A 15395-nucleotide genomic window follows, 5' to 3' on the forward strand; every position below is an offset into this window, starting at 1 on the left:
CCTATGTCACCGAGGCGGTGCCTCGCAGTGTTACGGAGGTGAGAACCGGCAGATCATGATCGGACAACTCGCGTGATGGAGCAGGTTCTGGCTCGTCGACCCGAGCACGACACCGGTGAGCCGGCTCCGCCCCCGGCTGCCGACCACCACCAACTGGGCCTGCTCGGAGTGTTCGAGCAGCAGCTTCCCCGGACTGCGCCGCTCGAGGTGACTGACGACCTCCACCTCGGGATGGTCGGTCGCGAACCCCGCCAGCGACTCGGACAGGACCGCTCGTTCCTCGGCCTCCACCCGCGGCCAGTCCACCAACCGAAACGCGCTGTAGCGATCTATCGGCCGGTCCGGGCCCCACGCGTGCACCGCCACGAGCGGAACCCCGAACAGGGCAGCGAACGCGAACGCGGCGCGGACCGCGCGGGTACTCGCCTCGCTCCCGTCCACGCCCACCACCACCGGGCGGGCGTCCCCACGTCCGGTGCGCCCGCCCCGGCACACCACGACGGGGCACCGTGCATGGTTCGCGACACGCTGCCCCGTCGAACCGACGAGCGCCGCACCGATCGTGCCCGCCCCGGTGGCTCCCAGCACGAGAAGCTCGGCCTCGTCCGCGACGTCGAGCAGCGCCGCCGACGGCGGCCCCGGATAGATCCCGGTCGTGAACTCGACGCCGGGATGAACGGCGCCGAGTTCCTGGCGGGCACGCGCCAACACGCGGTGGGCCGCCTCGTCCAACTGCTCGGTGAACTGGGCCTGGATGAGCACCGCGGCCTCACTCAGGTAGACCCCGGGAGTCGGCAGCACGTGTGCGACGTGCAGTGGCATCCGTCGCCGCCGCGCGCCGCCCGCCGCCCAGTGCAACGCGTCGAACGCCGCCTCGGATTCGTCGACGCCGACGACGATCGCACCCCGGCCGGCGTCATCCGTCGTGTCCTCACCCGCGTCGGAATCCGTGCCCGTGTCCATGCCGACCTCCACGTCGCCGAGGAACTGCCCGTGCAGCGGACTCTTCCACTACTGGCCCTCGGCCGCCACGGTTACCCGCTCACCGCGGCAACGGCGCCGACCAGCGGACCCGCGTGCCGACGCCCACAGTCGAATCGAACCGAAACTCCCCGTTCACCTCGTCCGCCCGCGCGGCGAGATTGACCAGGCCGCTCGGATCCAGGGGGTCGGCGACACCACGGCCGTCGTCCCCGACCTCCACCGACAGTCGGTCCCCGCCCCGCACGTCGACGGAGATCCGGTCGGCCCCCGAATGCCGGACCGCGTTGCTCACCGCCTCCCGGACCACGGCTTCGGCATGATCGGCCAACACCGGGCCGACCGCGTCGAGGCCTCCGCCGATGTGCACCTCCGTACCGATGCGACTCTCCGTGGTCAGATCGGCCACCGCCCGGCGCAACCGGGCAGGCAACGACTCGGCCGCCGCATCGCCGCCGTGGAGGTCGAAGATAGCGGTCCGGATGTCGCCGACGGTGGCCTGCAGTTCGTCGATGGTCGCGTCGAGACGTGAACGCGCCGCGGGGGAGTCGATCAACCTGAGCGTGCCGTGCAGAGACAGCCCCGCCGCGAAAAGGCGCTGGATCACGTGGTCGTGCAGATCCCGTGCGATCCGGTCACGATCGGCCAGCAACGACAGCTCCTGCTGTTCACGTTGCGCGGCGGCCAGTCGCATCGCCAGGGCCGCCTGATCCGCGAACGACGTCATCAGCGCCAACTGGTCCGCATCGAACGACGAACGTCCCCGAAGCCGCAGCGTCACCAGAACGCCGACGACAAGGTCGGACGCCCGCAACGGCACGATCAACGTGGGACCGAAATCCCTTACCGCGCTGCCGAATGCGTCGTACTCGAGATGGTCGGTACTGTTCGGCGTCCGGGTCCGGAAGGCCGCGCCGGAACTGGACCGGCCCACCGGGATCCGTTGGCCGACGGCCCTCGTCGACTCGGGACCCGACGCCACGGTGATCACGAGGTAGTCCACATCGTCCGCCGGTAGATCCGGATCGGACGGCACCGCCACGAAACTCTGGTCGGCATCGGTCAGTTCACGCGCACGATCGGCCACCACCTGCACCGCATACGCGGGATCGCCGCCGGCGAGCAACTCAGTGCTGACGTCCCGCAGCGCCTCGAGCCGACTGCGTCTCGACTCGGACTGCTCGTAAAGCCTCGCGTTGTCGATCGCGACGCCGGCCGCCGACGCCAATGCCCGCACGGTGTTCTCGTCGTCCTCGGTGAAGCAGGCCCGATCCCGCTTCTCGGTCAGGTACAGATTCCCGAACACAGTTCCACGCACCCGGATCGGTACACCCAGGTAGGTGCGCATCCGAGGATGACCGGGCGGGAACCCCACCGCGGACGGATGCCGCTCGACGTCGTCGAGGCGCAGTACCGCCTGCTCCTCGAATCCCAGGCCGAGAACGCCGCGGCCCTGGGGGAGTTCACCGATAGCGGTGACGGTCGCCGGGTCGATCCCACGGTGGATGAACTGCGCCAAGCGGGTCTGTCCACATTCTCGGACACCGAGCGCCCCGTATCGAGCACCGGTCAGCCGCATGCCCGACTCGACCACGCGGCCCAAGGTGTCGTCGAGATCCAGTCCGGTCGTGACATCGAGTATCGCGTGCACGAGCTTCTCGAGCTGATCTCGTGTCCGGCATGCATCGAGGCTCAACTCGTGTTGCCCGAGTTGAGTACCAGCGCCCGGGTCTGCACCCGGACTCGCACGGCGAGACACACCGCCATTGTCCCATGAGCGCGCGGTCCGGGCCGTGACCTCGAACGATTCGGACAACCAGCGTCATTCGCGTGGTACGCGGGAACCGATCATTACGCCACTGTGACGAATAGACGGGTGGGAGCCCCGGGGAGGGGGAGAGCGCCCGGGGGTCGATGCAGCAGGTGTGGTCGTCAGTCCACCGCAGACTGGCACTGCAGCTGCCTTCCCGGGGGACCGCCATCGGCGACCCAAACTCCACACCGACGTTATGGCCTCATACAGCTCGATCCTGCACACGGAGACCGTCGACGTGGCGGTGTCCTACGACTGGAGAGTGCCGAGCAGCGGAGTTTTGAACAGGCCCGGGGCGATCGTGTTCACCCGGATCTGAAGCGACGCCAGATCTCGCGCGATCGGCAGCGTGGCACCGACTATCCCGCCGTTGGATGCCGAGTATGCGGCCTGCCCGATCTGCCCCTCGAACGCCGCGACAGATGCGGTGTTGACGATGACACCGCGCTCGCCGTCGACCCACTGCCAGCTAGATGGAAGGAGAAAGCGCCGAGATCCGAACTCCGCAGGCACCGAACGTTCGAGTCGAGCGGGCACCGGCACACTCGGCCGGACCGACCGCACCGTCCATTTGCCGAGCGCGGTGACAGCTCTGCCAAATGTGGTGGCGATTTGCCGACCAGCGTGGCGATTCACATCCGGGTGAATCGCCACCGTAGTTGTCATATCTCGGAGTTCTGACCTGCGGAGTGACAACTGAGATGACGACCGTGCGGCGCCTTTATGGCCAATGTAGTTGGCAATTTGTTCAGGCTACCCGGACGCGGCAGCGGTTCGCGACGTGCGAGTGAGACCAACAGTCGGCGATTAAGGTCACCAGCCTCGGTCACACGTGCCGGCCGGGTACGCAAGACGCCGACTAGCGCTTGATGGTGGTGATGCCCTGGTCATCGATCTGCGCGGTGCAGTCTTCCTGTCTCATGTTTGCGGTCATTACGCGAGCCCAACGAGCTTCCACAAAAGCCGGACGGCCGGTATGGTCGGCGGTTACGGTTCACGACCTCGTTATCCGAACGCATGTTGTTGGGCTAGTGGGTGTCTCGGGCTTCGTTGCCAATAGCGAGCTTGATATCAATGAAGAGGGGGGGAACATCAAGCGGTTGATGCTCTGCAACGTGTCCAAGCAGTACGATCCGGCGGGCCCGTTGGTCCTCGACGGTGTCAATGCGAGTTTCGATGTGTCCCGGCTGTACTGCGTGCTCGGTGCGTCGGGCAGCGGGAAGACTACATTTCTCGAGTGCGCGTCGGGGTTGGCCCGACCGTCCTCGGGCAGTGTGCGGCTCGCTGGCATCGACCTGACGCTCCTGGCGGACCGGAAGCTCGCCAAGCTCCGCAGATCGGAGATCGGGTTCGTCTTCCAACAGCACTCGCTGATCGAGTCGCTGCCGGTGATCGAGAACGTCCTTCTGCCGGCTCGACTGTCGGGTGCGCCGATGCGGGAGATTACCGCCAGAGCGCAGGATCTACTGGGGAGCGTCGGCCTCGGAGACCTCTCCTCGCGGCTGCCGGGTGAACTTTCGGGCGGCCAGAAGCAGCGCGTCGGGATCGCGCGGGCGCTGGTGATGCGTCCGTCCGTGGTGTTCGCCGACGAGCCGACCTCGGCGTTGGATGACCACAGTGCGGCCGAGGTGATGGCGCTCCTACGCGACTTGTGCGTCGTTCATCAGGCGACCGTGATCGTGGTGACCCACGATCCACGGGCGGCCCGAGCCGCGGACGATGTGCTGGAACTGGTCGACGGCGAGTTGACTGCCCGAGCGCAGCTATGACCGGCGCGTCGATCATCGGTCAGTCACTGCGGCGCAACGATTCCGCGGCCTGGCGGGCGGTCGCGTTCGTCGTCTTCACGACCGCGTTCGTGTGTTCGGCCCTCGGGGCGTTGCTCGGACTGTTCGCGTCCACGAAGCCGAGCACCGATGGAGCCTTTCGTGCCGACACCGCGGCCTTGGTGTCGACTCCTTCGTCGTCGTGCTCGGCAGCAGAGGTCGAGACTCGGCTGCAGAACGTGGACTCCGCGCTTCGCGCGACACCGATCACGATTCGCCGCGCGACCGTCGATGGGGTTCCCACGTTGCTGGTCGGCCGCTCGCTCACCGAGACGATGACCGTCGAAGCACGGCCACACACGGTGGACGTGCGACGCGTCGAAGGCCTGGCGCATTCGGTCGACACCGAAGTTGCTCGCAGCGACCTGCTCGCCGCCGCGGCCGTCGACGACGACGTTCTTCAACGACTCGCCGGGAGCGACCGCGTGCCTGCGATCGCCGTGGCAGGGGCAGGGGGCTCGGCGGCTGCGGACACCGCCGGTGTGGCCGCGGGCTGTGGTTGGTTGGCATCGAACATCGACACCGCGGCGCGCGACCTGGGGATTGTCGAGACACCAGATCTCGCAGGGGCATTGGAGGCAGTCTCGACGATCACGGGATTCGTTGTACTCCTCGCCGTGGTCGTGTTGTCATCGCTGATGGCGCTCGTGACCGTGCACATGCTGCCGGCGTTGGCAGTGGTGCGCGCCGTCGGCGCCAGCCGGGTGCAGACGGTTCGGCTGCACCTGCAGACGTTTCTGGGTGCCGCCGTGATTCCGACCATCGTTGGTCTCGTGTGCGGCGTCCCGGCGTGCTGGGGCCTGCTCACGTTCTTGCATCGCACCGGAGTCGTCGACCCACGTGTCGCGTGGCATCTCGGATTCGGGCTGTTGGCAGGAGTGCTGCTGTCGGGACTGGCGGTGCTGGTCGTCGCAGTTCTGTCCGGCAGCGTCTCGATGCGTCGGGTCTGGAAGTGTGCGCCGTCGGATGCGTTGCGGCCTCCTCGCCGGCAACGCTCCTCGCGGACGAAGGGGCGACTCATCGGCGGGCTGCTTCTGATCGCGGCCAGCGCGACGATGATCATGCCGATGGTTCTGTTGGACCGAGTGTCCGGGGCCATGATCGGGTTCTCGATGGTGATGTTGCTCGCGCCCATCGCAGCGTTGCTCGCGCCGTGGATCGTGGTGCCGCTGGCCAGACTGGTCGGCGCCGGATGGGCGGTTGTCGATCGTCGGCTGGGCCGACTCGTTGCCGCCGACATCAAGTTCTACGACGGGTTCATCGTCTCGGTGGGTACACCGGTCCTGGTTGCCGTAGCCCTTGTCTCGACCTCGTTCGGGTTGCAGCCGACCCTCGGCGCGGCATACGAGTATCAGGCGAGCGAAAGCGCTCGCGGTGTGGAGGTCTCGCACGAGCCCGCCACCGAGTTCGGGGATGCGCTCATTCGTGAGCAGATCCCCGGCGCTGACACCCCAGACGACGCCGATTGGACAGTGGTGGGCGTGCCCTCCGCCATGCTCGCAAGTGGTCTGCTCGATCCCGGCTACACCACCGGGACCGCGATGGGTCTCGAGGCCGACGAGTTCGCAGCGTCGAAATCGCTGGCAGACAAACGTGGTTGGGACGTGAGCCAGCAGTACCCCGTCCCGCTACCGGACGGGTCGACACAGACGCTGACGATGCGGTTCACCTACGACCGGGACCTGATCTTCGGCCAGATGCTGATGCCGAATACGACGGTCGCCGCGGCCAGCTATGCGCCGTATTCGGCCGCGCGCCTCGTCACCGGTGCCGGACATGGTGGAACCGCGGGATCCCTTGGCGGCTTGAGCGCTCAGGGGCAGGTTGAGGTTGATCCCAGCTCTGCGCTGGTCATTGCGATTCTCGTGGTCTACTGCGCCGCTGCGTTGTCCGGATCCATTGTCCTGGGTGTCTATGGCCGCAAGAGCGCGCTGCACGCACTGCGTAGGCAGGGCACGACAGGTGCGCAGCGGACGACGCGGTTGATCGTCGAAGTTACTGCGGGGGTCGCCGCAGCTGCCCTGATCGCAATCCTTGCCAGCCTGCTGACGCTCTTCCCCACCGCGGCGCTCGGAGCGGGTGTGTTCACACTGCGGCTCAGCGGCTGGACCTGGCTGGTCAGCGTGGGCGCCGTCGTGGTCGCAGCCGCAGCTGCGGTGATCGGCTATTACTCCGTCGAACCAGTGAGGTTCACCCGGACCGGTGGACGCCGAGACAGCAAGATCGCCCACCCAACCGAGGGCATGTCACCAGGTCGCGCATCGGCGGGTCGTTCACGGGTGGACACGGAGTCGGGGCAGCATCTCGAATGATCGATTGGACTCGCACGAGTTTGCCCGAAAATAGTGGTGCCATCAGGCGTCGTCCGTTCCGTCTTGCGTGGGTATCGCCGGGTATGTCGAAGAATGATGTCTTGCGTCAAGTAGTTGGCACCGTGTCGAGCTTGGGGCGGTGCGGGCGAGTTCCGCCCGCACCGCCGGTGCTGTCAGGGTTGGACGCGGTGGATGTCGCGGGGGAACAGGGTGGCGTAGCGGATGTTGTCGGCTTCGAGTAGTCGTGAGACAAGTCGCTCGAGGCCGATGGCGAAGCCGCAGTGTGGGGGCATTCCGTGTGCCATTGCTTCCAGGTAGGAGGAGTAGTTCGCGGGATCCTCGCCCCTGTTTTCGAGTGCTGAGACGTAGTCGGAATGGTTGTGCAGACGCTGTCCGCGCGTGACGAGTTCGAGTCCGCGGAAGAGCAGATCGAACGAGTTGGTCCAACGGGGGTCGTCGGGTTGCGGGTGGGTGTGGAACGGCCGCTTCGCGGACGGGTAGCCCTCCACTGCAAGGAAATCCGAGTCGAACTCCGCCTTGGCCCACTTCCCCAGGGTGCGCTCGTGCTCCGGCGACAGGTCGGGTTCGCCCGGGTGGGCTCCGACAAGTTCGAGCGCGTCGGTGAAGTGCAGGACCGGCATTTGCTCGGGGACCACCGGCAAGTCAATGCTCAGAGCACCCACGTCGTCGCCAGCGGTGTCGCCGATGTGGTCGATGTGGTCGATGTGGTCGATGACGGCAGCGAGGGTGTCCCGCAGTAACGCGAGGACGTCGCGGTGGTCGTCGATGAAGCCGAATTCGACGTCAAGAGAGATGTACTCCGCCAGGTGCCGGGCTGTGTCGTGTGGCTCCGTCCGAAAGACCGGTCCGATCTCGTAGACGCGTTCGAACACCCCGACGAGCATCTGCTTGTAGAGCTGGGGTGACTGCGCGAGGTAAGCGGGCGAGCCGAAGTAGTCGACCGTGAAGACGTTGGCTCCGGACTCCGAGGACTGGTCGACAATCTTGGGGGTCGTGACTTCGGTGAAGCCTGCCCCGTCGAGGTGCTTGCGGAATCCGGCCATGGCGGCCGCTGCGATCTTCCACACGGCCTGGCGTGTGGGGTGGCGCCAGGTCAGTCCGGCAGGTTCGCGACTTCGTCACGGATCGCAGGGTCGGTCACCACGACCTGCGCGAAACCGGAACAGTCTCGGACGACGACAAAAGTCACGGTCGCGAGCCGATCGCGCGCGGGTTGACCGTGGACGAGATGGTCGAACGCTCGAGCGTGTCCCGAGAGGTGTACACCGCAATCGAGAACCTCGCGCACTCCGTCGACATTCGCGAGTTGAGTGTTCTGGCACCTGTCCTCGGGCTCACCGCCGCGGAGGTGCTCGATTCAGTGCAGGCTGCCGGGCTCGAGTAAGGAGCCACCTGGCGCTGCTTCTGATGCCCGATAGCCGCTGACGCTCGCGGGGATGGCCCGATCCACTGAGACCTCCAAAGCGCGGATACGGAGGTTAGCTGCGCGGGCGATCGGCCGACACTGACGGCTACAGCCTGCGGGGGTGACCGAATTTGGTTGCCGCGACGGTGAGTGCAATTGCGCTGCCAAGACCGATCCATAGGAGCCCGGCGATCGGGTAGTAGAGCAGCCACAGCGCGAACCGGAGTTGGATCAGGATGAAGGGCGCCAGCGCGAGCGCGCGCAGCGTCGGGAGTCTGTCTGCGCGGTACAGGACTTCGGCTAGTAGACACACGACTGTGAGGACGGCGAAGAACGGTAGGTTGATCCACTTGAAAGCGTTCTCCCAGTACGTCTCGCCAGATTCCCAGCTCATTCGTTCGGATGCGTAGTAGCCCATGACAACCCCGGCCACCCAGTAGAGGGTGGGTTCTGAGGCGACACGCACAGAAAGGCGCTGTCTGCGTTCGTCGTCGGCAGTGCCGGATGCTCGGTCGGGGCTACCCATGGCTGGACCGTAGTCGACACGCGTACGCAACCAGCACGCGCCTAGCGGGGTGAACCTGGAGCACCTGGTTCACCCCGCGGTTGGCGAGCCGTTGCGTCAGCTACCGCGCGATGCGGCCGCGCCGGTACTCGCGCCCGCCCCACACACCGGACTGGGGGGTGGCGGCCGCGTAGGCGCCGCACGCCGCCGCGATGGGGCAGCGGGCGCAGACGCGGGCGGCATAGTCGAAGTCCTCGCTCGGGTCCGGGAACCATCGGTCGGGGTGGCGGTCGCCTCGGCAGGCGGCGACGTCCCAGTCGGTGGTGTCGTCAGTGGCCGGCAGCAGGTGAGCGAGGGTCATCATGGTGGTCATAGGTTGTGCCTCCTTTCAAGGCGATTCACGGGGTGGGGGTCAGGTCGCGCCAGATCGCGCGCTGGCGCTTGAGGTCGGCTCGGGGTGCCCGGGGGATCCACAGCAGCGGCATGCCGGCCTCCTCCGGTGTGCGGTCGGCCTTGACCTGGTTGCAGGGGGCGCAGGCGGCGACGAGATTGCCGTACGACTCGTCTCCGCCTCGACTTTTGGGGAACACGTGGTCGACGGTGTCCGCGCCCTTGCGGCCGCAGTACGCGCACCGGTAGTGGTCGCGCGCCAGGATCGCGGGGAACGTGGCGCGGGTGTCGTCGTCGACGACTGGCCGGGGTGGGGTGTGCACGTACTCGAGTAGTTGGATCGTGCGGGGGAGCGGGTACGACGTCGAAGTTCTCGTACGTGGCATTGAGCACGTGGACGCGGGTGTTCATCCAGGTGAGCGCGGTGATCGCGGTGGGGGATGTGCGGGCCATGACAATCGACAACCTCGTTCTCTCGCAGGGGGAGTGGCGGGTTCTCGAGGTGTGCAGCCCGTGCCTGGTCTGGGTTGGCCAGCGGGTCACCGGAAGGCGACCAGGGTTTCGGGGCGCGCACGCCCCGAGAATAGGGGCGTCAGAGGACGCGGAATCCGGCTGCGATGCCGGGCTTTTCGGAAATCCGGTCCAGGCGCTGAATCAGCGGATGCTGCATGCACTGTGAATACGTGTTGGCGTTCATCCGGCTGTTCCTTTCCTGATTGCGTGACGGCTTCCGGCGGTCCAGTGTGCCACGACACGAGGCGTAGTCCGAGGATTTGTTGCAGCACGCGCCACCGCGGCCGTCCTATTGCTGCGGGTCGACCGCGTGTACGACGCCCAACCGTGACGGTGGGAGCACGATCAGTCGGACCTTGCCAACGATGTCCGACACGGGAACCGCGCCGTGGAAGTCGTCGTTCATGTGGAATCTCGAGTCCTTCGAGTGGGCGCGGTTGTCGCCCATCACCCACACGCTGGCGTCGGGCACCACCACCGGACCGACGAACACACCCTGACACGGGACAGCGTTGCCGGGTGATGTGCGACTGTCGATGTACGGCTCGACCAGCGTCTTTCCGTCGACCTTCACGCCGTCGTCGCCGGGTAGACACTGCACCGTCTGACCAGAGACGGCGATAACGCGTTTGACGAGATCGTTCTCGTCCGGCGGCACCAGGCCCACCACCGAGCCGACATTCTGAATCCCGCGCAGAACGGGGTTCTCCGATCGCCGCGACCGATAGTCGTCGTTCCACGAGGGTGGCCCCTCGAACACCACGACGTCTCCCGGCTCCGGGTCACCGAAGCGGTACGCGATCTTGTCCACCACGATCCGATCTCCAGTGCACCCCGCACATCCGTGCAATGTCGGTTCCATGGATTCCGAGGGAATGAGGTAGACCCTGCCCACGAACGTCTGGAGCAGGAAGCTCAAGACCAGTGCGACCGCGACGAGAATCGGAAGCTCACGCCACATAGAGCGGCGCCGCTGTCGCCCCGCCCCGTGCTGAGGCCCGCCGCCTCGGGCATCCGATTCCGGGTCATCAGATGCACGGTCAGTCCCCCCAAATTTCACCATCCGGCAAAAGTATTCGACGAGTGGCCACCAGGACCAGTAGGCGCGACTCTGCGGGCGCCGAGCACAGGTGGGTCGACCATGCAATGAAGAAGGGGGCCTGCGAGCAGTTCACAACCGCTCGCAGGCCCCCTTCAGGCTGTCGGGTCAGCCGAGTCGTTCGAGGAGTCCGGCGCGCTGGTTCGCACCGAGACCACCCATCCGGCGGGTCTCGGAGATGCCGAGGTCGGTGATGATCTCGAGGGCGGTGGCCTTCCCGATCTTCGGCAGCGATTCGAGGATGTAGAAGACCTTGGCGCGGCTGACGGTCTCGTCAGTGCCAGCGCGGCCGAGGACCTCAGCGAAGGTTGCCTTGCCGGTCTTGAGTTCCTCGCGCAGCGCGGCTCGTGCGCGACGGGAGGCGACGGCCTTCTCGAGCGCCAGGGCGCGCTGTTCGGGGGTGAGGGTGGGCAGTGCCATGTATCCGTCCTTCGTGGGAATGTCTCGCCTGGTCAGCGTCGTGTGCGACGGTAGTACGCACCTCTGACAGGAACGAGTGCCGTCACCAGGCGCCCAGGGTGTTCAGGATCTGGCCGCGGGCCTGCCACAGTTCGGCCGACCAGTAGGACCACGCGTGGGTGCCGTTGGCGGGGAAGTTGTAGGTGGCCGGGATGCCGAGGGTGTTCAACCGGACCTGGAAGGCGCGGGTGTTGATCAGCGAGATCGCCTCGAGGCCCATCGCGGTCGCGGTATTGAAGTATGAGATCGGTGTATCGGGATGGTCGTACACGCCCGGTAGGCCGCTGGCCGCGGAGATGTACAGCGACAGTCCCCGCAGTTGCTCCGCGGACACGAACGGGTCGTTGCGCATCCACTCCGCGCTCCACGGAGGTCCCCACATCGAGTCGACGTTGTAGCCGCCGGCGTCGAGCATCGCGACGCGGATCGCCGAACGCATGCCAGGCGCGGAGATGTGCAGGTATCCCGAGAGCGATCCGGCGAACTTGAACTGGTCGCGGTGCCATCCGGCCAGTGTGAGCGCGGCTGAGCCGCCCATCGACAGCCCAAGGACGCCGTTGTTGGTCCGCGACACACCTCGGGTCGCGAGATAGTCGGGCAGTTCCCGCGTCAGGAACGTCTCCCACTTGTAGGTGATCTGCTGGCCGTTGAAGTTGCTGGGCGCGTACCAGTCCGAGTAGAAGCTGGACTCGCCGCCGACCGGCATCACCAGGGTGACGTTGTCGTTGCGGAACTGGTCGAGCGCGTTGGTCTCGAAGGACCAGCCGTTGCGGTCGTTGCGAGCGCGGAGGCCGTCGAGCAGGTACAGGGCTGCGTTGCCGCCGCGTGCGGCCCACTGGATCTGCACCTTGATCGGGCCCATGCTCGAGTTCACGAAGACCTCTTCGTAGCCGCCCGCGGGTGCCCGGTGGGCGACGGGTACTGCTGTTGCGGCGGGAACGGAGACGCCCAGCAGGGAAGCCATCGCGACGGCTGCTGCGCTGACAGTCAGCGCTGCTCGTCGCCACCTAGTTCGAATGTTCTTCACGCTCATGGTTTCTCCCGAGGATCTGGTCAGCAGGTGGTGGTGGTCGGTGTGCCCGCGAAGCGGTCTTCGAGGAACTGCACGGCGTCGGGGAGACCGAGGACCGCCGCGGACAGGTGGTCTGGGCTCCACACCGTCTTGGATTGGACCGGCACCCCGGCGTCGCAGTAGCGGCGCATGGTGGTGGTGATCGAGTCGACCGGGATCAGTGCGTCCTGTCCGGCGTGCCATTCGAAGACGGGGGCGTTCGGCACCGATGCGGTGTGTTCGACACTGTTGTGGTCGAGGACCGCCTGCACGGGTGCAGATCCGAGCAGTTCGGCGCTGCTGGATACCTCGCGCACGCTCTTGCCGGCGCCGGAGGCGATGATCTCGTTCGTGCAGGCGTTCACGATCCGGTCCCGCAGCTCGAGCCCCGCCTGGTTGAGCTGGCTGGTGACCGGCATCGCGTTGGGGTACTCGCGCTCGAGGCCGAGCGCGGCGGCCATCGCGAGCCCGAACGCCGGATGAGGATTCTCGCCGAGCGCAGTGGCCATCTTGCCGATGTTCAGCGGCGCACCACCGTAGGCGCTGCCGGCCAACCGGAGTTCGGGGGCGTAGGTCGGGGCGAGCGCCGCGGCCATCGCAGTCGCCATCCCGCCGCCGGAGTAGCCGGCCATCCCGACCGGGCTGCCCTTCAGCTCGAGCGCGGTGTGGTTCTGGGCGGCGCGGATCCCGTCGAGCGTGATCTGGCCACCGAGGCGGGCGGCGCCGTACGCGCTCGTCGGACCCAGATGGTCGGGGATCGCCACCGACCACCCCTTCTGCAGCGCCACATTCAAGCCCGGTGCTTCCCGGATCATCAGGTTCGGATCCGAGGTGTAGAGCGCCTGCGACGGCGCACACTCGAGCCCGAGCGCATTCACGATGTGCTGGAACGACAACAACGGACGCCCGGGGGCGGCGTCGCGCGGCGACAGCACGGTGGTCACCGCGGTGATGGGGTCGCCCTGCGAGTTCGTCGACCGGAACTTCAGCTGCACCGCGGTGGTGTCGATGAACCCGGCCGGAGCAGGCACCACGCGGGAGTCGATCACGTCACCCGGATGGCGGGACTCGAGGTCACCGGGGCTGCTGTAGAAGCTGTCAGCGAGGGCGGCGGGGTAGACGACCGGGCTTGCAGCCGCCTGCGGGGTGACCGCGACCGCGACCGCGACCGCGGCCGCAGCCGCTGCAGCAACACCGATTCGTCGGGCACGGGAGGGCGTGGATTGGGGGAGCATTCCTCGTCTTTCATCGTTGGCCCAGCACGCGCTGCACCGCGCCCCGACACGGGTGCATCACGAATGGCTGGGAGGGTCCACCTGCACACGCAGCGCGGTGGCCGAGTCAGACCACACGGTCTGCATCAACCTCCGACCGAGGCTATCAACCTCGGAACCGGCTGTGACAGGCCGATATTGGATGCTTGCCTGAGGTCGGGCTGCGCCGCCGCGCCACAGTAACGCCGGGGTTCTCCACGCCGATATGTAGGGGCGGTCTCGCCGACCCAATGCACGTACGGCGCCGCCTACTGCGTTGGCAAGCCGACGAACTCGCCCGACAGTGAGCTCCCACACAGCCGGAGCGATCCAAACTCCCGGCTCCGGAGTGAGACACTCGACGCCTGTATCGGAATCGCCCTGACCGGCGATCGGTAGGGGAGGAGTCCACTGATGTCGGCAGAAGGGTTTGGGGGCGCGTCCTCAGTGGCGCAGGACCGGGCACACCTTCTTTCCCTACGCGGCGTTCGTCGACGGGCGGTGGTGGGTTCTCCGGTTCAACTGCTTCCCGGATCATCCGCTTTGGACGCTGTTCATAGCCGATAGGTGCCGATTCGACTTCGATGACGAGCCGACAGGGTGGGGGATCCGCATGGCGGACGAGGCGCCGCTACTCGAGGGCCACGCGGCCGCAGAGGTGCTCGCTCCTGTCCAGGGCCTGGCCCGGTACGGCAGCGAGGTCGGCGACCCGTGTGACGACTTCCTCTGCCCCTGCGCCTGGCGCGAGTGACGGTCTCCGGGAGGCGGCGACCCTGATGCAGGACGCCGGATCCGGTCAGGTCGCCGATCGTGATCCAAGGCCGCGGCACACGAAGCCGCAGAAAGTGGTTCTCATACTGAGCAATTCGGCTCCGCGACGGCCCATCAGCGGCAGCAATCGACCGTGGTCGCACGCCACCACCGGTGTCCGGTCTGCCGGATTCTGGCGGCTACGATTGGTCTCGGGGAGTGCGCTCCGGGTCGAGGACGTGCCCAGGGGGCAAGAATCTGGAAGTGCGGGTGGGGGAGTTGCCCGAAAGTCACGGCATGTGGAGTGCCGGGGGCTCACGGATCGCGATGATCTGCGCGGCCGCCATGATCGCTGTGCCGGCGCCGCTGTTGATCGCCGGCCTCGTGTCACCACCGACCGGAGCTCCAGCACCGGACATGTGGAGGGCTGCGAAGTGCTCTCGATCCGGAAACCCGGTTGGGTCCGCGGCAAGGAATCGGCGAAGATCGGCACGACCTGCGGGACTCTGTCGACCCCGCAGAAGGGCGCGATCATCGACAGTCTGACCATCGGCGGCGTGTACGACTTCGACCTGCTCATCAACACCGTCAACGGCTCGACCGCCCGGATCATCACCCGGTCCACGCCACAGTCGACCCTCGAACACCTGCAGCGTCAGTTGCAGCAGCAGTGGCAGGAGGTGTTTCCGAAGTGAGGACCGTGGCGCAGTGGATCGGCCGGCATCAGTTCTTCACCACGATGGTCATCGCCGTGACCGCTCTCGGTGGTGGTGCTGCCCTCAGTACCACCGCGACCGAGGAGCCTGCGACCCGCACCGGGTGCACGATCGACGCCATCAACGAACCCCCAGGGGTGCGACGGGACACGCTGGTCAAAACGTCCTGCGGTGGACTGCGATCACCGAACCGGACCGTCACCGACCGACTGCAGGTCGGCGGAACCTAAGACTTCGATGTGACCGAACGCGTCGTGTGGTTCGTTCGAACCACTCTGATCGACGACGCCCGACTGTCGCG

Annotated in this window: 16 protein-coding genes and 1 pseudogene; 6 read left to right on the plus strand and 11 right to left on the minus strand. The window is 66.7% G+C overall.

What is annotated here, in order from left to right; translation table 11 throughout:
* Positions 1–30: 30 nt before the first annotated feature.
* The 3 genes and pseudogenes from DEU38_RS16040 to DEU38_RS16050 form a co-directional block, all read right to left on the minus strand.
* Positions 31–963 (minus strand): universal stress protein, encoded by a 933-nt coding sequence (locus DEU38_RS16040; RefSeq protein ID WP_114722468.1) that lies wholly within the window; start codon positions 961–963, stop codon positions 31–33.
* A gap of 79 nt (positions 964–1042) precedes the next feature.
* The gene (locus tag DEU38_RS16045) at positions 1043–2677 is read right to left on the minus strand and encodes a GAF domain-containing sensor histidine kinase (protein WP_147283521.1); all 1635 of its coding nucleotides are present in this window, start codon (positions 2675–2677) and stop codon (positions 1043–1045) included.
* A 375-nt stretch (positions 2678–3052) separates the two neighbouring features.
* A pseudogene (locus DEU38_RS16050) lies at positions 3053–3253 on the minus strand (SDR family NAD(P)-dependent oxidoreductase); the annotation flags it as partial.
* Between the two features lie 656 nt (positions 3254–3909).
* Between DEU38_RS16050 and DEU38_RS16055 the strand changes: the two are divergent.
* Both DEU38_RS16055 and DEU38_RS16060 read left to right on the plus strand, forming a co-directional pair.
* Positions 3910–4563 carry an ABC transporter ATP-binding protein gene (locus DEU38_RS16055; protein WP_181818812.1) on the plus strand — a complete coding sequence of 218 codons (654 nt, stop codon included), beginning with the start codon at positions 3910–3912 and terminating at the stop codon, positions 4561–4563.
* Positions 4560–6932, plus strand: coding sequence for an ABC transporter permease (locus tag DEU38_RS16060; RefSeq protein ID WP_114722399.1), 2373 nt, complete (start codon positions 4560–4562; stop codon positions 6930–6932). Before DEU38_RS16055 ends, DEU38_RS16060 begins: the two co-directional genes overlap by 4 nt.
* Before the next feature lie 173 nt (positions 6933–7105).
* Here the strand turns inward: DEU38_RS16060 and aspS are convergent, their stop codons facing one another.
* The gene (gene aspS / locus DEU38_RS16065) at positions 7106–8020 is read right to left on the minus strand and encodes an aspartate--tRNA(Asn) ligase (protein ID WP_258557948.1); all 915 of its coding nucleotides are present in this window, start codon (positions 8018–8020) and stop codon (positions 7106–7108) included.
* Between the two features lie 161 nt (positions 8021–8181).
* Here aspS and DEU38_RS28510 point away from each other — a divergent pair, with 161 nt between their 5' ends.
* On the plus strand, positions 8182–8337 hold the full coding sequence (locus DEU38_RS28510; RefSeq protein ID WP_181818817.1) for a hypothetical protein: 156 nt from the start codon (positions 8182–8184) through the stop codon (positions 8335–8337).
* 127 nt (positions 8338–8464) lie between these two features.
* On the opposite strand, the gene DEU38_RS16070 is transcribed toward DEU38_RS28510, so the two are convergent.
* From DEU38_RS16070 to DEU38_RS16105, 7 genes are all read right to left on the minus strand, one after another.
* Positions 8465–8791, minus strand: a complete 327-nt coding sequence (locus DEU38_RS16070; protein ID WP_147283522.1) for a hypothetical protein — start codon at positions 8789–8791, stop codon at positions 8465–8467.
* 193 nt (positions 8792–8984) lie between these two features.
* A complete protein-coding gene (locus tag DEU38_RS16075; RefSeq protein WP_114722401.1) occupies positions 8985–9236 on the minus strand; it encodes a WhiB family transcriptional regulator in 252 nt (83 codons plus the stop codon).
* A 25-nt stretch (positions 9237–9261) separates the two neighbouring features.
* Positions 9262–9639 (minus strand): HNH endonuclease, encoded by a 378-nt coding sequence (locus tag DEU38_RS16080; protein ID WP_114722402.1) that lies wholly within the window; start codon positions 9637–9639, stop codon positions 9262–9264.
* A 416-nt stretch (positions 9640–10055) separates the two neighbouring features.
* Positions 10056–10829 (minus strand): signal peptidase I, encoded by a 774-nt coding sequence (lepB, locus tag DEU38_RS16090; protein ID WP_114722404.1) that lies wholly within the window; start codon positions 10827–10829, stop codon positions 10056–10058.
* A gap of 144 nt (positions 10830–10973) precedes the next feature.
* Positions 10974–11285: an integration host factor, actinobacterial type gene (mihF, locus tag DEU38_RS16095; RefSeq protein WP_114722405.1), complete on the minus strand. Its 312-nt coding sequence runs from the start codon at positions 11283–11285 to the stop codon at positions 10974–10976.
* A gap of 82 nt (positions 11286–11367) precedes the next feature.
* On the minus strand, positions 11368–12357 hold the full coding sequence (locus DEU38_RS16100; RefSeq protein WP_114722406.1) for an alpha/beta hydrolase family protein: 990 nt from the start codon (positions 12355–12357) through the stop codon (positions 11368–11370).
* A gap of 20 nt (positions 12358–12377) precedes the next feature.
* Complete coding sequence (locus DEU38_RS16105; RefSeq protein ID WP_114722407.1) at positions 12378–13610, minus strand: lipase family protein; 1233 nt, start codon at positions 13608–13610, stop codon at positions 12378–12380.
* 631 nt (positions 13611–14241) lie between these two features.
* On the opposite strand from DEU38_RS16105, the gene DEU38_RS29245 reads away from it, so the two are divergent.
* The 3 genes from DEU38_RS29245 (at position 14242) to DEU38_RS16120 (ending at position 15324) form a co-directional block, all read left to right on the plus strand.
* Positions 14242–14379: a hypothetical protein gene (locus tag DEU38_RS29245; RefSeq protein WP_258557949.1), complete on the plus strand. Its 138-nt coding sequence runs from the start codon at positions 14242–14244 to the stop codon at positions 14377–14379.
* 433 nt (positions 14380–14812) lie between these two features.
* Positions 14813–15073, plus strand: a complete 261-nt coding sequence (locus tag DEU38_RS16115) for a hypothetical protein (RefSeq protein WP_147283523.1) — start codon at positions 14813–14815, stop codon at positions 15071–15073.
* Entirely contained in the window at positions 15070–15324 is a 255-nt protein-coding gene (locus tag DEU38_RS16120) for a hypothetical protein (protein ID WP_114722410.1), read from the plus strand. Before DEU38_RS16115 ends, DEU38_RS16120 begins: the two co-directional genes overlap by 4 nt.
* Positions 15325–15395: the final 71 nt, after the last annotated feature.

Origin of the sequence: Rhodococcus sp. AG1013, assembly GCF_003350365.1 — a bacterium.
GTDB lineage: Bacteria > Actinomycetota > Actinomycetes > Mycobacteriales > Mycobacteriaceae > Prescottella.